The sequence below is a fragment of the Chryseobacterium sp. HR92 genome, assembly GCF_045689405.1.
GTDB classification, from domain to species: Bacteria; Bacteroidota; Bacteroidia; order Flavobacteriales; family Weeksellaceae; genus Chryseobacterium; species Chryseobacterium viscerum_A.
The window spans coordinates 4,222,265-4,243,215 of the sequence record NZ_CP139139.1 but is presented as its reverse complement, the minus strand read 5'-3'; the positions used below and the strand labels follow the sequence as shown (position 1 = coordinate 4,243,215).

21 protein-coding genes are annotated in these 20,951 nt (G+C 35.1%); 17 read left to right on the top strand and 4 right to left on the bottom strand.

Features of this window, described 5'->3' with window-relative positions; translation table 11 throughout:
* Position 1 precedes the first annotated feature (1 nt).
* Positions 2–580, top strand: coding sequence for a hypothetical protein (locus SFA27_RS19090; RefSeq protein ID WP_047377799.1), 579 nt, complete (start codon positions 2–4; stop codon positions 578–580).
* 1,091 nt (positions 581–1,671) lie between these two features.
* Here the strand turns inward: SFA27_RS19090 and SFA27_RS19085 are convergent.
* Positions 1,672–1,977, bottom strand: coding sequence for a helix-turn-helix domain-containing protein (locus SFA27_RS19085; protein WP_407294283.1), 306 nt, complete (start codon positions 1,975–1,977; stop codon positions 1,672–1,674).
* A gap of 44 nt (positions 1,978–2,021) precedes the next feature.
* Complete coding sequence (locus tag SFA27_RS19080) at positions 2,022–2,450, bottom strand: transposase (protein WP_047377801.1); 429 nt, start codon at positions 2,448–2,450, stop codon at positions 2,022–2,024.
* A 623-nt stretch (positions 2,451–3,073) separates the two neighbouring features.
* Between SFA27_RS19080 and SFA27_RS19075 the strand changes: the two genes are divergently transcribed.
* Positions 3,074–4,612: a SulP family inorganic anion transporter gene (locus tag SFA27_RS19075; RefSeq protein ID WP_407294281.1), complete on the top strand. Its 1,539-nt coding sequence runs from the start codon at positions 3,074–3,076 to the stop codon at positions 4,610–4,612.
* A gap of 161 nt (positions 4,613–4,773) precedes the next feature.
* Here SFA27_RS19075 and fusA read toward each other — a convergent pair whose 3' ends face one another.
* Positions 4,774–6,840 (bottom strand): elongation factor G, encoded by a 2,067-nt coding sequence (fusA, locus tag SFA27_RS19070; RefSeq protein WP_407294279.1) that lies wholly within the window; start codon positions 6,838–6,840, stop codon positions 4,774–4,776.
* Positions 6,841–7,467: 627 nt separating this feature from the next.
* On the opposite strand from fusA, the gene SFA27_RS19065 reads away from it, so the two are divergent.
* The 9 genes from SFA27_RS19065 (at position 7,468) to SFA27_RS19025 (ending at position 14,818) form a co-directional block, all read left to right on the top strand.
* The gene (locus SFA27_RS19065; protein ID WP_407294276.1) at positions 7,468–8,136 is read left to right on the top strand and encodes an HAD family hydrolase; all 669 of its coding nucleotides are present in this window, start codon (positions 7,468–7,470) and stop codon (positions 8,134–8,136) included.
* An 8-nt stretch (positions 8,137–8,144) separates the two neighbouring features.
* Positions 8,145–8,969 carry a phosphoribosyltransferase family protein gene (locus SFA27_RS19060; RefSeq protein ID WP_407294274.1) on the top strand — a complete coding sequence of 275 codons (825 nt, stop codon included), beginning with the start codon at positions 8,145–8,147 and terminating at the stop codon, positions 8,967–8,969.
* On the top strand, positions 8,959–9,516 hold the full coding sequence (locus SFA27_RS19055; protein WP_047377805.1) for a TerD family protein: 558 nt from the start codon (positions 8,959–8,961) through the stop codon (positions 9,514–9,516). The genes SFA27_RS19060 and SFA27_RS19055 overlap by 11 nt, the downstream gene beginning before the upstream one ends.
* A gap of 2 nt (positions 9,517–9,518) precedes the next feature.
* Entirely contained in the window at positions 9,519–10,694 is a 1,176-nt protein-coding gene (locus SFA27_RS19050) for a toxic anion resistance protein (RefSeq protein WP_407294272.1), read from the top strand.
* 16 nt (positions 10,695–10,710) lie between these two features.
* Complete coding sequence (locus SFA27_RS19045; protein WP_052184754.1) at positions 10,711–11,658, top strand: hypothetical protein; 948 nt, start codon at positions 10,711–10,713, stop codon at positions 11,656–11,658.
* Between the two features lie 69 nt (positions 11,659–11,727).
* Positions 11,728–12,336, top strand: a complete 609-nt coding sequence (locus tag SFA27_RS19040; RefSeq protein ID WP_047377806.1) for a TerD family protein — start codon at positions 11,728–11,730, stop codon at positions 12,334–12,336.
* An 85-nt stretch (positions 12,337–12,421) separates the two neighbouring features.
* Positions 12,422–13,465, top strand: a complete 1,044-nt coding sequence (locus SFA27_RS19035) for a TerC/Alx family metal homeostasis membrane protein (protein ID WP_047377807.1) — start codon at positions 12,422–12,424, stop codon at positions 13,463–13,465.
* Positions 13,466–13,873: 408 nt separating this feature from the next.
* Positions 13,874–14,401: a TetR/AcrR family transcriptional regulator gene (locus tag SFA27_RS19030; RefSeq protein ID WP_407294269.1), complete on the top strand. Its 528-nt coding sequence runs from the start codon at positions 13,874–13,876 to the stop codon at positions 14,399–14,401.
* Between the two features lie 3 nt (positions 14,402–14,404).
* On the top strand, positions 14,405–14,818 hold the full coding sequence (locus SFA27_RS19025) for a DUF1348 family protein (protein WP_407294267.1): 414 nt from the start codon (positions 14,405–14,407) through the stop codon (positions 14,816–14,818).
* 110 nt (positions 14,819–14,928) lie between these two features.
* Here the strand turns inward: SFA27_RS19025 and SFA27_RS19020 are convergent, their stop codons facing one another.
* Positions 14,929–15,936 carry a catalase gene (locus SFA27_RS19020; RefSeq protein WP_407294265.1) on the bottom strand — a complete coding sequence of 336 codons (1,008 nt, stop codon included), beginning with the start codon at positions 15,934–15,936 and terminating at the stop codon, positions 14,929–14,931.
* A gap of 298 nt (positions 15,937–16,234) precedes the next feature.
* Here SFA27_RS19020 and SFA27_RS19015 point away from each other — a divergent pair, with 298 nt between their 5' ends.
* The 6 genes from SFA27_RS19015 to SFA27_RS18990 all read left to right on the top strand — a co-directional run bounded on the left by SFA27_RS19015 (position 16,235) and on the right by SFA27_RS18990 (position 20,950).
* Positions 16,235–16,669 (top strand): FKBP-type peptidyl-prolyl cis-trans isomerase, encoded by a 435-nt coding sequence (locus SFA27_RS19015; protein WP_052184755.1) that lies wholly within the window; start codon positions 16,235–16,237, stop codon positions 16,667–16,669.
* A 145-nt stretch (positions 16,670–16,814) separates the two neighbouring features.
* On the top strand, positions 16,815–17,765 hold the full coding sequence (locus SFA27_RS19010) for a hypothetical protein (RefSeq protein WP_407294262.1): 951 nt from the start codon (positions 16,815–16,817) through the stop codon (positions 17,763–17,765).
* Between the two features lie 66 nt (positions 17,766–17,831).
* Positions 17,832–18,242, top strand: coding sequence for an Rrf2 family transcriptional regulator (locus SFA27_RS19005; RefSeq protein ID WP_047377812.1), 411 nt, complete (start codon positions 17,832–17,834; stop codon positions 18,240–18,242).
* A gap of 60 nt (positions 18,243–18,302) precedes the next feature.
* Complete coding sequence (locus SFA27_RS19000; RefSeq protein ID WP_407294260.1) at positions 18,303–18,956, top strand: NAD(P)-dependent oxidoreductase; 654 nt, start codon at positions 18,303–18,305, stop codon at positions 18,954–18,956.
* Positions 18,957–18,972: 16 nt separating this feature from the next.
* Positions 18,973–20,145, top strand: a complete 1,173-nt coding sequence (locus SFA27_RS18995) for a MoaF-related domain-containing protein (RefSeq protein WP_407294258.1) — start codon at positions 18,973–18,975, stop codon at positions 20,143–20,145.
* Positions 20,146–20,269: 124 nt separating this feature from the next.
* Entirely contained in the window at positions 20,270–20,950 is a 681-nt protein-coding gene (locus SFA27_RS18990; RefSeq protein WP_407294256.1) for a hypothetical protein, read from the top strand.
* Position 20,951: the final 1 nt, after the last annotated feature.

Here is a 20,951-nt window from a genome sequence, read left to right as displayed (position 1 = left end):
CATGAAAATTATCAATAAATATCCTGTATTTTCAGATATTATACAGCTTGGAGATACATCTTTCCAATTTAAGTTTAAGAAATCAAAATGTTTTGATCATGCGGCGGATCTTTTTGTTGTAAATATTCAAGGAGTCATAATTCAAAATGTTGAAGAATGGATAAGCGCTATAAAAGCAGATCATATTAATATGAATTCTGTCATTACAGTTGATGGAAATGCTATGGAAATATTTACAGGAAATTTTGATGAGGATCAATGGGGTGATTGGTGTACAAGTTTCTCTCCCTTTGTGTTTGAAAGCTATGATACGAAATATATCCAAAAAGAGCAAAAAGATTGGGATGATGAATTATTGTTAACTGTTAGAATGCAGGTCATGGAAAAAATGTGTCGTTCTGTAACTGCCTCTGATTTTAGAAAATTTATACAGGAATATTGTGAAGCTGATTTATCCAAAGCAGAATTGAAAACAATACAACGGGAAAGACTGAAAGAAATTCTGGAAAAGATTAATAAACTTAATGCTTCCAGCTTTTATGACATCTTTGTTTGGAAATCCACATTTCAAATCGATTAATGATGAATCAGATTGCATCATAAAATAAGGAAAGAAAGATTATGGGAAATTTATTTTATAGAATTGAATAGGAACTTGAAATGATCTTATTATCATTTTCTCAATAAAAATCAAACTACGTAAAAAGATTGCGTACATACAGCATAATTTTGCAGTGTTAATAATACTGGTGCCGTTAGAAAGACCTACTTCGATTCCAAACTGACAGAGTCTTTCATCAGCTTGCCCGGTAGCTAACCAATGCCGTAGATAAGAGTTTCATCATCAACTTCCAATTGAATATCATTTACTCTTATTATTTATTTGCTTGGTTTTTAATAAAAAAATAACTGCGTAAAAAGAATGCGCAGCAATAATATAGATTTGTAAAAAGAAAACTAATAATTATGAATAAACATAAAAATCAAGTGTCGTCTTAGAATCATACTTCGAGATTGAGTAAACATTGGGTCGCAGGTTCGAATCCTGCCTTTTCCCTCGAAAAGGAGAGGTAGCTCAGCAGGTAGAGCAAATGCACGGAAGATTCTGAAAAATATTACCTTGATTTGTAAAAGAGTGCCGTAGAAAAGGCCTACTTCGGTTTAATTTGGTTCGACTCCATAAGGTCATGGAAATGATCTTGTACAAGTCTTTTCGAATCTTGCCTCTTTTTATTTTAAAACAAACAAGTGCCGTAGAAAAATGTTACTTCGCTCATCACGACGGGGTCACGGGTTCGAATCCCGTCTCTTCCACAACAAAAAACACGATCTATATAGGAAGAGTAGCTCAGCTGGTTAGAGCACGACTGCATTATTCGATCTTAGCCTTGTTTTTCTCATATTAGAAGCCGGAAGTGGGGTGTTGAAAGATATCTTTGTATATAATTTTCTATAAAGTCAGAGAGATTTTCAGACTTTAACCCCTTTCTTCATCCCACTTCCAGCTTCTTAATATTACCATTCTAAAGTGTCGTTAGGAAAAAATTCATCGTAACACAATTATGGGAGGAATAGCGAAGTCGGTCACCCCGGCAAGGCTATCCGGTTCGACTCCGGCAAACGTTTAGCCCTGTTTTTTCCTTACTTTTACCTTTAAAAAGTGCCGGTAGATTATTTACCGGCACTCTTCATTGTATCTTCAAGCTCTTCTTCAAACATGACTTTCCATTTTGAAAGAGTAGTTCTGCTTATTTTATATTTTCTGGACATATAGCTTGTGGAATGACCGTGCTTTTTCTGATACTGCAGCAATTTTAGCATTGTCTGTCTGTCATAGGTTTTGAGTTTTTGATTTTCTCTGGACTGCTTGAACAGTTTCTCGTTGAACTTCAGTACATCTTCGCTGGTATGAAGTTTTTCAAGAAGTTCCTTGATTTTCGGATCCTTTAGCTTTTCCGGATATTCCATCCTGAGCATATCCTGATAAATTTTTTTGTAATTGGGGCGCATGTCTTATCTGTTTATCCGTTTACATTATCGCTCTTCTGAAGCCATCTGTGAAGGGTGCTTTTAGGAATAGAATATTCTTTGATGACTTCACTTTGGGTCATTTCACCGGAAAGAATTCTTTTCATAATAAAATCTTTGATTTCCTGAGTGTAAATATTTTTCCTGAAATAAGGCGTTTTTTCGGACTTCTGCTGGTTTTTGTTAATGGCAGAAGGAGGTGCATATAAAATCAAATGTGAGCTGTAAAGTCTGAAAAAATCATATTCCAATAATTTGCTCCATCTTAGAAGAAGATCCGTATCCATCGATTTACTTTCGTACATACCTTCGATAGCTCCTTCATCTTTGCCTAAAAATTTGCATATCCTTTCTATTGTTATTTCATTTTCATCTACTCTTTCCTTAATAAACTTTCCAATATGGATTTCTTTATATAACATTTTTATTGAATATTATTCTTTTGTTTAAACTTATATATCAAAAAAACGAAAATAGGATCTATATATTATTTCATATGATGGGGAATAATTCGCTTCAATTTGAAATTGATAAAAAATGGAAATTATGATGTAAGAATGTTAAATCGCGTTTAATAAGATGATGAATCTTAAAAAACGGATCTGTAACTTACCAAATATCTTAAAAACAGGTGGGTAGGAGTCACCTTAATGTACTTGAGATATATTCTTTATTTTCAATGGGTTTCCTCTTCTTCTCTTTCAAACTCTCTTCCTGCCATTTGTGTAAATAATATATGACCTATTAAGGTTTTTATACAATTCTATGAGTTGAAGCTGTAGATGAATTGATATACAGCTTTTTACACGTTGAATTTTTTAATTAGTACCAAATAATTGCTTATTCGTTTTCAAATGTAAACAAAAATAAGAAGTAAAAAGAGATAGAAATGTAAAAATCGTACTTTATCTGCTTATTTTAATTAAAATTAACATATTATAAGAATTGATTTGTAAATTACTTACAGGTAATAGACTTCATCATAGAAAAATGATAAAAAGAAAAAATTGTATACCATTGAGACAGTCCATACCTTTGCAAATCAATGAAAAATACTATAAGCTTATTCGATTTTTCGAAGAAAATCAATTACAAAAATGAACTGCTGGCTGGCTTTACTGTAGCGATGACAATGATTCCTGAATCTCTTTCATTTGCTATCCTTGCCGGTTTGTCTCCGCTTACAGGACTCTATGCAGCCTTTATGATGGGGCTTGTAACAGCTGTTTTGGGAGGCCGTCCGGGAATGGTTTCCGGTGGAGCAGGAGCAACTATCGTTGTATTGATTGCTCTGATACAATCTCACGGAATAGAATATCTTTTTGCCACGGTTGTACTTGCCGGAATACTTCAAATGCTGGTGGGAATCTTTAAATTAGGAAAATTTGTAAGATTGATTCCACAGCCAGTTATGTACGGGTTCCTGAACGGGCTGGCCATTATTATTTTTATGGCACAGGTAGAACAGTTCAAAATTACAGATAGTAATGGAGCTGTACAGTGGCTTCAGGGAGTGCCTTTATACATCATGGCCGGCTTAACTGTACTTACAATTGCCGTAGTCTATTTTTTTCCAAAAATCACAAAAGTTGTCCCTGCCTCTCTGGTTGCCATTATAATCGTATTTGCTTTAGTTCTCGGATTTAATATTCCAACCAAAACAGTCGCAGATATTGCTCATATCAGTGGAAATCTTCCCAGTTTCCATATCCCCAAAATTCCTTTTTCCCTGGAAACTTTGCAGATTATTTTCCCTTATGCCTTAATTATGGCCGGAGTAGGTCTTATTGAATCTCTTCTGACATTATCCATGGTAGATGAAATTACTAACACCAAAGGAAGTGCAAATAAAGAATCCGTAGCTCAGGGATTGGCCAATATTACCAATGGTTTCTTTGGTGGAATGGGTGGCTGTGCAATGGTAGCACAGACATTAGTGAATCTGAATGCTGGTTCCAGAGCAAGATTATCCGGAATTATAGCCTCTCTGCTTATTTTGATCATTATACTGTGTGGAGCCCCTGTGATAGAGAAAATTCCTATGGCAGCTTTAGTAGGAGTGATGATGATGGTGGCCATCAGTACTTTTCAATGGGTGTCTATCAGAATTGTTAATAAAATGCCGAAATCGGATATTTTTGTAGGGGTTACTGTAGCGTTGGTTACTGTGGTTTTACATAATCTGGCTTTAGCAGTGTTGATTGGAGTGATCATTTCAGCGTTGGTTTTTGCCTGGGATAATGCGAAAAGAATCAGAGCGAGAAAATATGTGGATGAAAACGGAGTAAAGTACTATGAAATATACGGACCTTTGTTTTTTGGTTCAGTAACAGCATTTACGGATAAATTTGATCCCATGAATGATCCGGATCAGGTGGTTATCGATTTTAAAGAAAGCCGTATTGTAGATATGAGTGCAATAGATGCTCTGGACAAATTATCAAAACGTTATAAGCAATATAATAAAACCTTACATCTGCGTCATCTCAGCGAAGACTGCCGAAAAATACTTAAAAATGCAGAGGCTGTAGTGGAAGTTAATATCCAGGAAGATCCGACGTATAAGGTGATGCCGGAAAAATAGGGAAGGAGGCAATAAGTGAATTTTGGCTCGCAAGTGAATAGTGAATTTTTATTGTCTGTAAAAAATTGACAAGCGCAGCGGATTGACGATTGACCATTCACAATAAACCTCCTCATAAACCAGACAAGGACTGTAAGAAAAAATCTACAGTCCTTGCTAGTTTAGGTCATTAATGTATTCGCAATAAAATCTGGCACTAAAGCATAGTGTGATAATTTCATGCTGATAGAAGCTCTTCCACTCGTTAGTGTTCTCAGATCAGAAATGTACCCGAAAGTTGAAGCTAACGGAACTTCCGCTGCAAAAATCTTTCTTCCTGATTTTTCATCAATAGAAGTAATGATTCCTCTTCTTCTGTTGATATCCGCGGTGACAGCACCAGTATATTCCTCAATACTCTGGATTTCCACCTGCATGATAGGTTCCATCAGTTTAGGACTACATCCTTTTGCTGCCGTTTTGAATCCTTCTCTTGCCGCAATTTCAAAATCAAATGCTGCGGAATCCTGAGCGTGGAAAGAACCATCCAGAAGAGTGATCTTCATGTTTTCCAGAGGATATTCTTTCAATGGTCCATGTTCCATAGCTTCTCTGAATCCTTTTTCAACAGAAGGAATAAATTCAGTGGGAATAGCTCCTCCCTTGATCATATTGATGAATTCCAATCCATGTTCATGATCATTTCCTGGCCCGATTTCAAAAGTAATATCAGCGAACTGACCACTTCCTCCATTTTGCTTGGAAAGCTTTTCTCTGTGAACTTTAGTTTCCGTTAAGATCTCACGATAAGAAACTTTAGGTTTTCCCTGATTGATTTCAATACCATGATTAAGACGGATTTTTTCCAATGTAACCTCAAGATGAAGTTCTCCTAATCCACTCAATAAAGTTTCCCCGGTCTGCGGGTCTTTTTCAACCACCAAAGAAGGGTCTTCTTCCTGGATTTTTGCCAGCACCAAACCGAACGATTTCTCATCACCATTGGTTCTAGGCTCAATTGCAACTCTGATCACAGGAGTCGGAATGGTAATGGCTTCCAGTAATATTGCCTTGTCTGGAGAACATAAAGAATCTCCGGTTTTGGCATCCTTTATTCCCGTTAAAGCAACAATATCTCCGGCTTTAGCTTCTTCCATGGATAAAGTTTTGTCCGACCGCATCTGTAAAATTCTCGAAATCCTGTAGCTTTCACCCGTCCTTACATTCAGTATTGTATTACCGGATTTTATTCTTCCGGAATATACACGAAGCATGGCCAGCCTTCCCATATGTTTGTCAATAACGACTTTGAAAACAAGCCCTGCAAAAGCAGCTGCCTCATTTCTTCCCAATGTTACTGTTTCTTCTGTATAAGGATTTCTTCCTTGAAGGTCAGTTAGCTGATCCGGAGCCGGAAGATAAGTTACCACAGCATCAAGAAGAGGCTGGATTCCCTTATTTTTAAAAGCAGAACCACAAAGAACAGGAACAGCTGATCCGGATCTGCAGACCCTTTGTATAGCTTCTGATATCATTTCGATGGTGACCATTTGTTCTGTATCCATAAAGATTTCAAAGAACGTGTCGTCATTTTCTGCCAGGGTTTCCATTAATTTTATCCTGTATTCATCAGATTCAGCCATATAATGATCGGGAATTTTTTTTTCCACGATAGTCTCTCCGTTTTCATCAGTCCAGTATAATGCTTTCATTTTAACAAGATCGATCACTCCTTCAAAATGTACTTCAGCGCCAATTGGAATCTGAAGAGCAAGAGGAACAGCATTCAGCTTAGTTTTTATCTCATTGAGAACCGCAAAGAAATCTGCGCCAATTCTGTCCATTTTATTGATGAAACAGATTTTGGATGTTCCGTGTTTTTCTGCCTGGAACCAAACATTTTCAGTCTGCGGCTGAACTCCTGAAGAAGCACAGAAAACTGCGACAACACTGTCCAGAACTCTTAGAGAGCGTTCTACTTCTACCGCAAAATCAATGTGTCCCGGCGTATCAATAATGTTGATATTATAAACGGTATTGTCTTTCTTCCATTGTGTAGAAACTGCAGCTGATGAAATGGTGATACCCCTGTTTCTTTCCTGGATGTCTTTATCCATGGTGGTATTTCCATCATCTACATTACCAATTTTATGAATAAGTCCTGTGTAATACAAAAGCCTTTCTGATAAAGTTGTTTTTCCTGCATCTACGTGTGCTATAATCCCTATGTTTCGTGTGTTGTATTTCATTTTGTTTGATTTAAATTGTTGATTTTTAGATCTGTGCTTAGAAAAGTTTCTGAAAAAATTGAGCACAAAATACACTCCGGTCTCGTAAAGCCGGCAAAACATTTTTTGTATTTTGTATCAAAGGAAAATTTTCAGAAATCTTAACAAATAACACAAATTCGTTGAATTGTTAAAGTCTGAAATTAGGGCAGCAAAAAAGACCTATCCGAATAGACAGGTCTTCAATATATTTTTAGTATAAAAGATCTATAGAACTATTCAGATAAATATTCAGTGCTGCCAAAGAACACAGCTCTGACAGGATTGCTTAAAGTTATAATATTTATCATTTTTGTTGACATTGTTGATTTTTAATCGGTTGCGAAATTATAATTTTTTTTTGATTTTCAAAGAATTTTTGAAAATATTTTTTTGTGAACGAATATTCAACACTTCTGAAATCATCTTCTGTGAGTCTTTCAAATTTATAGAATTTCATAAAAATATCTTAAAACAGATAACTAACGTAATGCTTTTATGATAAATATTTTATCTTTGGGAAGAATAGTATTATAAACACTTTTTGATGATTAGAAAATTTTAAATCTTTTTCAAGAAGCTAAATAAAAACTTTTAACTTAAAACCTATTGAAAACAGATATCGACATTCATAACCACTGTCATTTTTCCTTTGATTTGTGGCTCACTTTAATCAAATCTCATCCTGAATTTAAAACAAAAAGAGTTGAGCTGTTCTCCTCATTTTTCAATGTAGATAAACCTATAGATGAAGTTGCGAAAACTGTGAAATATTATGATGATCTTTGTAATACCATCAATGAAGTAACGGGAGGAAATATAGACACTTTTGAGATTTATCTGATGATTCTTGGTTCCCTGGGGGTGGATGTAAAGCAATTGAATAAAGAAAAACTCAATGAGTTTTATAACAAAAGTGAAGAATTGTTTCTGGAATACAGACCAGTTGTGATTTTTGAAAATATTCATGGATTTTTTGATGATATCAAAAATCAAGGAAAGACTATTAATATTCTGAGCAACACAGGATTTATCAAAGGGAAAACAATGAGAAAATTTCTGATTCATGAAAATCTGGATCAGTATATAGATTTTCATATCTATTCTGATGAAATCAACTGTTCCAAACCAAACCCGCTTATTTTTCAGGAAGTGAAGAATAAGATCAAAGATCAGGACTTGCCTCTAAATCGGATTCTGCACATCGGAGATAATCCTGTAGCGGATTATCAAGGAGCAAAAGACTTCGGTTTCAGTGCCTATTTACTTAAACACTAAAAATAAACATGAATATAAGATACAGCTTACACCACATTCATTCCGCAGATGAGTTTACATTCTCACCTGCAGAATACAGCTATTTCAAGTATGGCGATAGATCGTATGCTGAAAAATTTGCAAGAGAATTATTCGATGGATTTATTTCCGAAAATGAAGAACTTTTAAATACGAATAAAGAAATTGTTGTGCTGCCAAGCCCGTATATGGCGATTCCTACAGCATCTAATTTTTTATGTTTTTATTTTAAGAAACATTTGGATTTTTATCTGTTTCAAAAAGGAAAGAAATCCAGTGTTTTATCTAAAATCAATCGTAATCATACTTACATCACAGATTACGGGAATCTTAATTTTGAAGACCGTAAAAATCTGATCGCGAATGACACATATTATATCGATAAAGATTTTTTGAGAGGAAAACTTTGTATTTTTATAGACGATATAAAGATCACGGGAAGTCATGAATATACAGTCAACAGAATCCTGAATGAATATAATGTGGAGGCTGACTTTATGTTCATGTATTATGCAGAACTGATGAATTTTGACCTTGACCCGAAAATTGAAAACTTTTTCAACTACTATGCAGTGAAAAATGTAAAACATGTTGCAGAAGTGATGAATAAAGAAAGTTTTCAGTTTAATACAAGGATTGTAAAATATATTTTAGGCTTGGATTCAAGTAATTTTGATTATCTTACGTCTAAAGTAAAAAAAGAACAGATGGATCTGCTTTTAGAGCTGGCCATCAGCAACAATTATCATTTAATAAAAGAATACGAAAATAACATCAATACTTTAACACAAACGGAATTATATTATGGCTATTAACTTACAAAAAGGACAAAGAGAAAATATTAACGCACCTAAATTTACTGTAGGTTTAGGATGGGATATCAATAATACTTCTACAGGAACAGGTTTTGACCTTGATGCATCTTTGTTTTTGCTTGGGGACGACAAAAAATTAGTTTCAGATAATCACTTTATTTTCTATAACAATCTTGAGTCTCCGGACAAATCTGTAATTCATACAGGTGATAACCTTACAGGAGAAGGAGCAGGAGATGATGAGCAGATCAAAATTGATCTTACAAAGATTGATGATGCTATCAAAGAAATTACTGTAGTAGTAACTATTCACGAAGCAGATTCGAGAAAACAAAACTTTGGGCAGGTAAGAAATTCTTTCATCAGAATTTTCAATACAGATACGAATGAAGAGATCTTAAAATATGAATTGGATGAAGATTTCTCAATCGAAACGGCTGTAGAATTCGGAAGAATCTATAACAGAAACGGAGAATGGAAATTTGAGGCTGTAGGAGCAGGGCAGAGAGACGGCCTTGAGAAATTTGTATCAATTTATCAGAAGTAATCATGGACAATCAGGAAAATCAACCCATAGATCCGCTAGGGTCAATAGAACCTCTTAAAACCTTTGAACCTACTCCAATGGTTCCTCCAACTCCGGCTCAGCCTGTTCAGAATGCAGCGCCGGCAGTTCTTGTGGATAGAGAAGGAAATGTGAATCTGACTCAGTTGCAGTCGGAAGAACGCCAGAAATATGAAGTTCTTGCGAACTCTATTGATGAAGCCAATCCTGGTTCCATCGTTAATTTCGGGGCAGAACTTCAGAAAACATTAACCAATCAGAGTGACAGCTTCTTAGGAAACGTAAGAAGATCAAACTCAGGAGAAGTAGGAGGTCTTATCAATGATCTTTTGATAGAGCTTAACTATGTAGATGTAGATGAGCTTAACGGAAATAAAGTAAAAAGCTTTCTAAGTAAATTACCATTCATGAAGAAGGTAATTACTCAGGTGGAAAACTTATTTGCAAAATATGACAAGATCATCAATAATATTGAGCAGATTTCTTACAAAGTAAATGCAGGTATTATTACTTCTACAAAGGATAATGCGGTACTTCAGACTATTTTTGAAAGCAATGTGAATTCTATTAAACAAATTGAAGACCTTGTAATTGCAGGAAATATCAGAATGGAAAGAGCTGCAGTAGAGCTAGCTCAAATGGAAACTGCTCCTCAGAATTTTCAGGATTACCAGATTGCGGATAAGAGAGATTTCATTGCAAGGTTAGACCGAAGAATGGCAGATCTTAAAGTAGTACGTGTGATCATGATGCAGTCGCTTCCACAGATCAGACTGGTACAGAATAACAACGTTTCTATTGCTGAAAAAGCACAGACGATTCTTACTACTACACTTCCTGTCTGGAAAAACCAACTTTCACTTGCTGTAGCGATGTACAGACAACAGCAGAATATTGAAATTCAGCAGAAAGTATCTTCTACTACTGAAGAAATCTTAAGAAAGAATGCAGAACGACTTGGTCAGAACTCAATAAATGTTGCCAGAGCTAATGAGCAGACTATTGTATCTGTAGAAACATTGAAAGAAACAACATCAATGCTTATCAATACATTGAATGAAGTGAAACAAATCCAGAAACAGGGAGCAGATAACAGAAGAAAACTGGATCAGGATCTTCAGACATTGGAGCATGAACTTAAAGCTAATGTCAGAGGTTAATTTATAGGATACTAAGGTGGGGGATGATGCAGCAACCATATTGTCGCAAAGCAAAAGAAGATTAACAAAGCTTAAGCTTCTCGCGAATTTTTTTGAACATATTGACATAATATCAATTTATATCAAAACAGATATTATCCACAATCTGTTCCAGGAAAATACGGCTTTAGATTACAATAAACTGGAGCTTTTTCACCTGCAGTATACGGATAGCCTCATAGAGCTTCTGACTAAAATTAAAAAGCAGAAAGAAAATGATATGCTGGCGGTCATCAATGAAATTAACATCAACAGTAAATATATTTCAGGTTTTGAAGAAAGACAGGTAGACAGCTTTCAGACCGACAGGAAAATGTACAGCGGTGTATTTTCCCAACATCTGAAAAGACTGTATAAAGATCTTACTGAAGACAGCTTTACAGCCAATTGGGATAATGTACTGTACTTTCATAAAAAATATGCCCAGGAATTTTACAGGACAGATGCAGATGAAATGCTGCTGAAATCCGGTTCTTTTCCGGCTTATCAGTATAAAGATTATTCAATTGAAAGAAAACTGTTGGGAAGACTCAATATACAAGGGTTTAAAGTCCGTTTTGTTTGTGGATACCTTATAGGAACCCATGATTATGAGCTTTTCAAAATCTTTCAGTCTGATGATCATTTTATTTTCAGTGTAGACGAAAAGAAATTGTATCTTTTTGACAAAGAATTGGATAAGCTTGATATTTCTGAAAATCAATCTAATCAGAGTTCTATTATCGATCAGCTGAGAAGTAAAAATGAACAACTGGAATACAGTATGAACGAAAGAAAACGTACATTACCACCAGAAGTAGAAGGTGTTTTGAAAGACTATATCAAAAACCTGGAAAATATGGATATTATGAGCAAAATATTTGACTTCGATGAAGAAACAAATATTCTGCGGGCAATGCTTAATTTGAATTTGAATAATAACTAAGACGAAATTTGAAAAGCAAAGAAGATACACTTTTTTGCAAAATAGTAAATAACAACTAAACATACAAAGATGGCTATTAACTTACAAAAAGGTCAGAGAATCAACCTTAAAAAAGAAAATGGAGCTGAGCTTTCCCAAGCTTGTGTTGGAATCAACTGGGGAGCAATTGAGAAAAAAGGATTTTTTGGAACTAAAAAAGAAGCAGTAGACTTAGATGGAAGCTGTATTTTATATGATTCAAACAAAAATGTTACAGAAGTAATCTATTTTGGAAACCTTAAATCCAGAAACGGATCTGTAAGACACAGTGGAGATGACCTTACCGGTGACGTAGATGGAGATGACGGATTGGATAACGAGGTGATCACTGTAGATTTCAGCCAGCTGGAACCAAATGTAGAGCATGTGGCAATGGTACTGAACAGCTACAGAGGCCAGGATTTCGGAACAATTCCTTTTGCTTCTATCCGTATTTATGAAGGATCCCCTACCAACGTAAGAGAAGTTTTTGCAAAATATGATATTGCCAATGATGCTTCTTTCAGCGGACATGTTGCCATGGTAATGGGTGTTTTCTATAAGAGAAACGGAGAGTGGAAATTCAATGCGATCGGAGATCCTACTGCAGACAAAAAGCTGGAGCAGACGGTTCAGACAGTTCAGATGAATTACCTATAATCAATTGTAAATCAAAAGATAAATAAAATAGCAATATTTGTACCCAGTACATCTATTGCTTTTATCATATAATAACATAACTCAAGTGGAACATCAAAGTATTTTAGAACTGCACCCAGGTCTGGTGTGGGGATTTGCAGTAACGGTCGTTATCATGCTGCTCCTGGACTTAGGGGTATTTAATAAAAAAAGTCATGAAGTCTCTTCCAAAGAAGCTACCATATGGTCTATCGTGTGGATTTCGCTTTCAATGGTTTTTTCAGGAGTGGTGTATTGGGTATTCAATACAGATGGCAGTCCTGAAAGCCATGCTTTGGCAATAGAGAAATTTACACAATATCAGGCAGCCTATTGGATTGAAAAGGCACTGTCGGTGGATAACTTATTTGTATTTATCCTGGTTTTCGGGTTTTTTAAAGTTCCGAAATACCTTCATCACAAGGTTCTTTTCTGGGGAATCATTGGAGCACTGATCTTCAGAGCTATTTTCATCTTTGCAGGAGTAGGATTGATCAATCTGACGTATCTTCCTGAAATGAATATCTTCGGAGAAGCAGTGAAAATCAACATTGTGATGGCACTGTTTGGATTATTTCTTGTGTATGCGGGAATCAAATCCTGGGGTGATGGTGACGATGATGACGATGAAGATTACAGCAATACAGCAGGAGCAAGACTGATCAAAAGTTTCTGGAAAGTTTCTGACAACTATGATGGAGATAAGTTCTTCACCATCCAGAACGGAATCAAAATGGCAACTCCTCTTTTGGTAGTAGTGGGTGTTATTGAATTTACAGACGTCCTTTTTGCAGTAGATTCCATTCCGGCGATCTTCGCAATTTCTAATGATCCATTTATCCTTTATACATCAAATATTTTTGCGATTTTAGGATTAAGATCACTGTATTTCTTATTGGCGAACTTTATTCATATGTTCAGCAAACTTCCTTACGGATTGGCTATTATCCTATCCTTCATTGGAGTTAAAATGCTTATTGCACCATGGATTCATATTTCATCTCCGGTTTCATTAGGAATTGTAGGTGGAGTATTGGTAATCTCTGTTCTTTTATCCATTATCTTCCCTGAAAAAGAAGAAGAGAAGAAAGAAGAATTAGAAGAAAAATAATCATACTTAAAATATACTATAAAGCCTCTGGAATCTTTTTCTGGAGGCTTTTTTGTTTTTTTAGAAAAGCGCAAAGGCGCTAAAGATTAATATTAATGATGTTTTTAAGGCGCAAGAAAATCAAAGATTTTCAACAATGTTGAATTTTAAAACGAAGAGAGGATTAAAACTTCAAAGATCCATGGCAAGGAGGTTTATAAATTATTTATATTATTCAGAGTTATATTATTAGCAGTATTAAATTTTATCGGAGATAAAATCCTTGCGTCCTTACTATGCTTTACCAATTAAAAATTTAGCGCCTTTGCGCTTTCCAAAATTCTCAAAAAAATATTTTCAAAAATAAAAAAGACAGACTGGTCTGTTCTTTGTTTTTTTTCATACCTTTGTTTCATAAAAGAAAGCAAAATGAAGTCTCCAAAAGAAAGAATCATAGAAACTACATTTCAATTGTTTGCCAATCAGGGCTATAATTCTACTGGAATCAACCAGATTATTTCTGAAGCAGAAGTAGCCAAAGCCAGCTTCTATCAGCATTTTAAATCCAAAGAAGATTTGTGTGTAGAATTTCTGAAGGTGAGACATGAATATTGGTTCAATGAACTCAATAACTTCTTAGCAAAAGAAAAAAAATCAAATTCTAAAATTATCAAGGCTTTCGATTTTCTGGTTTATATGAACGATAAGGAAAACTTCAGGGGATGCAGCTTCCTGAATATTTTATCAGAAATCCCAATGGATAATATTAAAATCCTGACTGTTATTCAGTCTCATAAATCAGATCTCAGAAACTTTTTTTTAGAATTGCTGAATGATGATACTCTTTCCGATCATGTCTATATGCTTTTTGAAAGCAGTATTATAGAAAGTCAGCTTTTCAGATCTAATGAATTAATTGAAAAATCAAAAAAAATAGCAACCAATTTAATACAATAAGTTATGGAACAAAAACATCCGCTTCCGCCTTTCACCCTTGAAACGGCACTGGAGAAAATTCAACTGGCAGAAGACGCCTGGAACACTCAGAATCCTGAAAAAGTTTCCAAAGCATATACCATCGACAGCGAATGGAGAAACAGAGATACATTTGTGAATGGAAGAGAAGAAATTGTAGCTTTTCTTCAGAAAAAATGGGAAAAGGAGCTTAATTATAAGCTTAAAAAAGAGTATTGGGCACACACTGATAATCGCATTGCTGTTCGCTTTGAATATGAATATCAGACAAAAGATGGCAGCTGGTTCCGGGCATATGGAAACGAAAACTGGGAGTTTGATGAAAACGGGCTGATGGCGAAAAGATATGCAAGCATTAATGATTTGGCCATTAAAGAAGAAGATCGAAAGTTCAGATAAAATTTAAAGACTGTTGTTACAACAGTCTTTAAATTTTTAGTTGAATAAAATCTTTTAACCTTACATTCAAAAAATCATAATTTATCATTTATAATTCATCATTATTCATTCTACCCGTTTTTCCCATGCAGCAGCTTATTAATCTTTCTCCTGGTCTGTACAGAAACTTTATAAGCTTCATCACGCAGTTTTTGTATTTTTCCTACGGGCTGGAAGAAGATTTTACTTTCAAAAGGATTGAATGAAAGAAGTTCGTTCGTACAATTGCGTGAATCTAATAAGGAGTCTTTGTTGATTCTTACCTCACCAATTTTAATAAATGGAGAATCTTTCCATTCAACATTCAGTCGGTTGATCGGTTGATCTTTTAGATCATAGCAAATCTGTATCAGAACATCTGCTGCAAAATCATGCATCTGAAGGTAATTTTTTAACGAATCCTTGATCTTTTGCTTTCTCCCAATATTTTTATCCACAGATTGAGGACATAGCTTTATTTTAATAACCTGATCTCCCAGACGGTAAGCTCCTGCAGAATAATAATCAAATGACAGGATAAAATCATTTCTTTTCCCAATAAGTCTGATCATATTGCGAACCATATCACTTGTTAATAATGAAGGAATTATTTTAGCTATCTGAAAAAGCATTGGAAACAAACTGCTCCATTTTTTGATGTAAAACTTATTGACAGCAGTAAACAACTTCAGAAAAGTAGAAACAGAATGGATAGGAAACAAAGGGAAATTCACCAATGGATAATTGGCAAGCAATCCGCCGTTCTCATCTCTTATCTGTACAGCAAACCCATAAGCAGGAATATCTTTTTTTGAATTTTGAATTTTCAGCTGAGCATTGGAAAACCTGATGGTCAGATCAAATTTTTCTTTGTCAAAGAAAGGTTTCAGAGACTCCGGGATGTCAGGTTCAATCCAGAACGTTCCCTTTGCTACAGCATATGTTTTAGCATGGGCATTCCGGGTTGCATAATTGACGTCACTGATGGAAGAGGACTGCTCAACAAAATCAGCAATTGTTTTTTTATTGATTTCCAGAAGTTTTTTTTCCTCCTCATTCAGTTCATCAAACTTCTTATTATATTTTAATGGATTTGGCATTTAGTTTTTAAAATTCAATTATAACGCCAAGTTTCGAAATCTGTGTTACGTAAGTATTACAATTATTTGAATTTTGTGGAAAAGATGTTTGAAAATAAGGGAATGTAAGACAATATGATTAATGAATATTAAAAAATAAGCTATTTAACTTATTGATTATTAGTGTTTAGCTTTTTTTAATAAGAATGAATTAAAAACATATCGTTTGGTAGGAAAATGCTTCGGATTTTTAACCTTCTCTCATCGTGCTTCCATCTTCCAACCCTAAAAAGCCTTATCTTTGTAAAAAAATTATAATATGGGAGTAGCAGATATGTTATTTAAACGTAAAAAAGAATTGGCAGAAAAGAACCTGAAAGATGGTAAAGAATATATGGAAGAGTATGGTAAGAGAGAAAGCGTTGTGCAGTTACCAAGCGGATTACAGTATGAGATCATTACAGAAGGAGATGGCCAGAAACCAGGGCCTAAGTCTACGGTAAAATGCCACTATCACGGAACCACTATTTCCGGTAAAGTATTCGATAGCTCAGTAAAGAGAGGCACGCCTGCATCTTTTCCTTTAAACAGAGTAATTTCAGGTTGGACAGAAGCACTTCAGCTAATGCCGGTTGGAAGTAAATGGAGATTGATTATTCCACCGCATTTAGCCTATGGAGATCAGGAAATCAGCAAAGAAATCGGACCAAACAGTACACTTGTCTTTGAAGTAGAATTGCTGGACATTAAATAGTCCTTCTTAAAAATAAATTAAAAAATTATCTGATTTCAGGTAATTTTTTTTATTTGTACTATATTCGTATTGGTAAATTGTAAAGCAAAGGTGGCAGAAAAAGATTTGTTTTATAATTGTTTCGGCTACACAAAAATATGACTGAATGAAAAAACTCTTCTACTTTCTCGCTGTGGTTAGCTTACTGGTGTCCTGTGTTTCCAAAAAAAACCAGGCGATCCAGCAGAATATTCTTACCCTTAAGGACAGTTACTGTAAAGCTCCCTTTAAATACAATTACAATAATAAACTTCCTTCTTATAATTCTGATTCTATTTTAACAGCGAATAAAGAACTCAGTGGAATGTTTACTGATCAAAGTATTTTAATTTTAAATGCATTGGGTAATCTTGATGATGTACACAAAATTATCGAACTTAAAAAGGATTCTTCTCTCACTTCACAGGTGAAAATATTGCAGCTTAAAACCAAAATTAACAGCAGAATTACTATTGCTTTAACAGAGCTTGATGCCGTAGCGGCGGAATTCGACTGTGAAGGAGAGCGGGTGGCTCAGATCGGAAGTTATGTGGATAATCTGAATGCATCCAGAAACAATAAACTGATTTTATATTCCATCATTGCCGGAGCAGCCTCATCCATTGCGGGAGGAATTGTGAAAAGTGACGGCTGGGATAATGCCATAGGTATTGGGGGAGGTGTTTTAGGAGCAGGGTTTGGTTTGGCAACCCTTAATCCCAAAGGAAAAAAAGTAGAATTTATCCACCAGAGAAATCTTTTGAGGGATATCTGGAGAGAAAAACTGGAGTCTCCCAACTTTCCTCCTTTTATCTGGTATATGTATACTGAGAAAAAATTTTCCAACAAAGAAGAATACTCTATTATCGGAAATATGAAACAAAGATGGCTTCACTATCAGTTTGATGATGTAAAAGAAGCTGCAGATAAGTCTGTGATTTTTAGTGATGGAGGATTTTATAGAGCAGATGATCTTAATAACCGTGCTGCCATGCTAAATCAGATGCAGTCTGCAACCCGTACTATCAATCAGAATATCAATTATCTGCTGCTTGATCTGGATAAATTAATCCTTTAAGAAAAAATTAACTGTAATAAAATTTGTTACATTTAAAAAAATGCTTACCTTTGCAATGTAATTATAATGAACAATACAAGATTTGCTACGGCAATACATATCATGACATTATTGGCGAAGAGCCCTCAGGAGTGGCTTACTTCCGAGTGGATAGCCGGTAGTATCAATGTGAATCCGGTGATTATCCGAAAGGAGATCAGCGTATTGAGAGAAGTAGGTCTGATTAACAGCAGACAAGGGAAAGAAGGAGGAAGTCAGCTTGGAAAAAATGCTGAATTGATTACGATTTCGGAAATCTATAAAGCAGTAAAAAATACAGAAGTATTAGGTAAAAAAAATCAGAATCCTAATCCGGCATGCAGTGTTGGTAAGGAAATTAACATTCATTTAAATACATTATTTGAAGAAACAGATCATTTGGTAGTAAAGTTTTTAGGAGACAAGTCATTACAGGAATTCGCTGACCAGTTCGAATAAAAATTTTTTAACTTCAAATGTAACAAATTTTATTACAATTTAATTTAAAAATAAAACATTATGAAAAAAGTAGCAGTAATTGGTGCAACAGGATTTGTAGGAGCACACGTAGTAGCGGAATTAGCAGACAGAGGATATGCTGTAGAAGCATTGGTAAGAGATGCCTCTAAAGTAAAATCACAGGAGAATGTAACGGCAAAAAGTATTGATGTAAACAATGTAGATGAATTGGCTGAAGTATTAAAAGGAAGCGATGCTGTAATCAGTACCTTCAACGCAGGATGGACGAATCCCAATCTTTACAATGATTTTTTGACTGGCTCTGAGAGTATTCAAAAAGCAGTAGAACAGTCTGGGGTAAAAAGACTTATTGTAGTAGGGGGAGCAGGAAGCCTTTATACTCCGGACAATGTGCAGATCGTAGATACTCCTGATTTTCCGGATGCTTACAAACCAGGTGCTACAGCAGCAAGAGATTATCTGAACAAAATCAAAGAAAACAAAACGCTGGACTGGACATTCTTCAGCCCTGCAGTAGAAATGAACCAGGCTAATGTAGGAGAAAGAACGGGGAAATACAGAACTTCATTAGAAACTCCGGTATTTGATGAAAACGGAAGAAGCCGTCTGTCTGTGGAAGATGTAGCTGTAGTCTTGGTAGATGAACTGGAACAGAACAATCATATCAGAGAACGTTTTACAGCAGCTTATTAATGATAAAAAGACAGAAATGATACAAAAGAAATTATTGTCATTATTGACGCTGCTGGGATTTATCAGCATATTTGCTGGAAACCTTAAAGTGAAAGTATATAATCCGGGAACCAAAGCTATTTTCCCGATTACTTCCACCATTATTTATGGAGATAAAGATGCCATACTTGTTGATGCCCAATTTCAGAAACAATATGCAGAGCAACTTGTGAAAGAAATAAAAGCAACAGGCAAAAACCTTAAAACAGTTTTTATTTCTCACAGCGATCCTGATTTTTATTTTGGACTGGATGTAATCAGAAAAGCGTTTCCTAATGCAAAGATTATTTCAACAGCGCAGACAGCCTATCTGATATCAGCTTCAAAAGATGATAAACTTGCAGTATGGAAACCGCAGTTGAAAGCAGATGCACCATCGGAAGTTATAGTTCCGGAAGCAGCTGTTTCAATTCCTGATCTTGAAGGAAACAAAATAGAAATCAGGCAAAATCCTGAAGATCCGGCACACAGTTTTCTTTGGATTCCTTCCATTAAAACCATTGCCGGTGGGATTTCAGTTTCTGTAGATTCACATCTTTGGATGGCAGACACCCAGAATGCAAAAGCAATTGATCAATGGATAGGGCAGATTGATGCAATGAAAGCTTTGAAACCGGAACAGGTAATTCCTTCTCATTTTGTAAAATTATCAATGTCTCCACAATCTCTTGATTTTGTGAAAAGCTATCTGGAAAACTATAAACAGGCAGTGACAGGAAATAAAACTTCGGATGCCATTGTAGATTTTATGGTTAAAAAATATCCTGACCTTCCGGGAAAAGACGAACTGGGAATGGGAGCTAAAGTGTATCTTAAAGAAATGGATTGGGATCTTAAATCTCCATACCCGGCCATCGGTCGTAAGGTTGAAGTAGACTTTGGAGCCGTAAAATTCCTCCTTGATTTTAAAGATAATAAAACAATGACCTTCGCCGGGATAGCAGGAAGTTCAAAAAACAGTACAGATACTGTAGAATATACAGCTGTAGAAGTAGCAAAGAATGTTTTTATGGTATATTGGCACGAGCCGCATCTGGGCTTCAATGTAACCCATATTCAGGATTATAATAAAAATATTATCTATTCAAATATTGCAGGCCCTGACGGTACGTTTACCCATCCGAAAGGAACTCTTAAAATTTTGAAATAATGGTAAGAATTGAAAGTACATGTAAATTTTGCATGTACTTTTTGTTATATTTGATTTGCAGAAAATCATTCTTTTAAAAAGAGAAGAAGATCTGTAGCTTATTTTTAAAATCAAATAATAACTCATGAAATCAATTAAAATTCTGCCTTTTCTGTTGCTGTTGTTTTTATTTAGCTGTGGTAAACTAGCGACTACATCCGAAGATAAAAAATCTGTCGACGAAATTCTTAAATTTTATGGGGGCCATGCTGAAATGTTAAAAGGAGTGCAAACGTTGAATGGAAAATCCAGCGATTTTTTTGAAGTGGAGGTTAAAGACAGTAAACTCATCAATAGCCAGCCTCAAAGAGCGATATCCAATGCCGCCAATATTGCATTTATAGTTTTTCAGAATCAGAAACCTGGAGAATATGATGTTATCAAAACAAAATTACTTTTATCTGATGGCGCCAGTTTTACAAAATCATTCACCCAAAAAGAACTGCAGGAAGTAAAAGATATATATCCGGAAGTAGAAAAGGTGAATTCATTTCTGCTCAAAAAAGATTACAGCGGAATTCTTGAAATGTTTGATCCTAAATTTAAACCTAAAGAGAAAATGGCAAAAGAGGTCCTTTCCAGAATGGATTCTATAGCCGGACCGATTAAAAAAACACAGTTCCAGGGATTTGAATTCATTGAAGATTCCAATTTGGGACACATTGTTGTCATTAGAGAAGTAGGAGTAAGAGATAAAGTTTTTCCTTTTATCAATATGGCATTCGACAGAAAGACAAAAAAACTCTTGAATATTGAGTTTCCATAAA

Excerpts from the sequence above, each read along its gene's own strand:
- SFA27_RS19075 (WP_407294281.1), top strand. The coding sequence starts at position 3,074 with ATGAAAAATACTATAAGCTTATTCGATTTTTCGAAGAAAATCAATTAC.
- SFA27_RS19010 (WP_407294262.1), top strand. The coding sequence starts at position 16,815 with ATGAAAAAACTCTTCTACTTTCTCGCTGTGGTTAGCTTACTGGTGTCC.
- SFA27_RS19080 (WP_047377801.1), bottom strand. The coding sequence starts at position 2,450 with ATGTTATATAAAGAAATCCATATTGGAAAGTTTATTAAGGAAAGAGTA.
- SFA27_RS19030 (WP_407294269.1), top strand. The coding sequence starts at position 13,874 with ATGAAGTCTCCAAAAGAAAGAATCATAGAAACTACATTTCAATTGTTT.
- SFA27_RS19055 (WP_047377805.1), top strand. The coding sequence starts at position 8,959 with ATGGCTATTAACTTACAAAAAGGACAAAGAGAAAATATTAACGCACCT.
- SFA27_RS19020 (WP_407294265.1), bottom strand. The coding sequence starts at position 15,936 with ATGCCAAATCCATTAAAATATAATAAGAAGTTTGATGAACTGAATGAG.
- SFA27_RS19090 (WP_047377799.1), top strand. The coding sequence starts at position 2 with ATGAAAATTATCAATAAATATCCTGTATTTTCAGATATTATACAGCTT.
- SFA27_RS19050 (WP_407294272.1), top strand. The coding sequence starts at position 9,519 with ATGGACAATCAGGAAAATCAACCCATAGATCCGCTAGGGTCAATAGAA.
- SFA27_RS18995 (WP_407294258.1), top strand. The coding sequence starts at position 18,973 with ATGATACAAAAGAAATTATTGTCATTATTGACGCTGCTGGGATTTATC.
- SFA27_RS19085 (WP_407294283.1), bottom strand. The coding sequence starts at position 1,977 with ATGCTCAGGATGGAATATCCGGAAAAGCTAAAGGATCCGAAAATCAAG.
- SFA27_RS18990 (WP_407294256.1), top strand. The coding sequence starts at position 20,270 with ATGAAATCAATTAAAATTCTGCCTTTTCTGTTGCTGTTGTTTTTATTT.
- SFA27_RS19060 (WP_407294274.1), top strand. The coding sequence starts at position 8,145 with ATGAATATAAGATACAGCTTACACCACATTCATTCCGCAGATGAGTTT.
- fusA (WP_407294279.1), bottom strand. The coding sequence starts at position 6,840 with ATGAAATACAACACACGAAACATAGGGATTATAGCACACGTAGATGCA.
- SFA27_RS19015 (WP_052184755.1), top strand. The coding sequence starts at position 16,235 with ATGGGAGTAGCAGATATGTTATTTAAACGTAAAAAAGAATTGGCAGAA.
- SFA27_RS19005 (WP_047377812.1), top strand. The coding sequence starts at position 17,832 with ATGAACAATACAAGATTTGCTACGGCAATACATATCATGACATTATTG.
- SFA27_RS19040 (WP_047377806.1), top strand. The coding sequence starts at position 11,728 with ATGGCTATTAACTTACAAAAAGGTCAGAGAATCAACCTTAAAAAAGAA.
- SFA27_RS19025 (WP_407294267.1), top strand. The coding sequence starts at position 14,405 with ATGGAACAAAAACATCCGCTTCCGCCTTTCACCCTTGAAACGGCACTG.
- SFA27_RS19000 (WP_407294260.1), top strand. The coding sequence starts at position 18,303 with ATGAAAAAAGTAGCAGTAATTGGTGCAACAGGATTTGTAGGAGCACAC.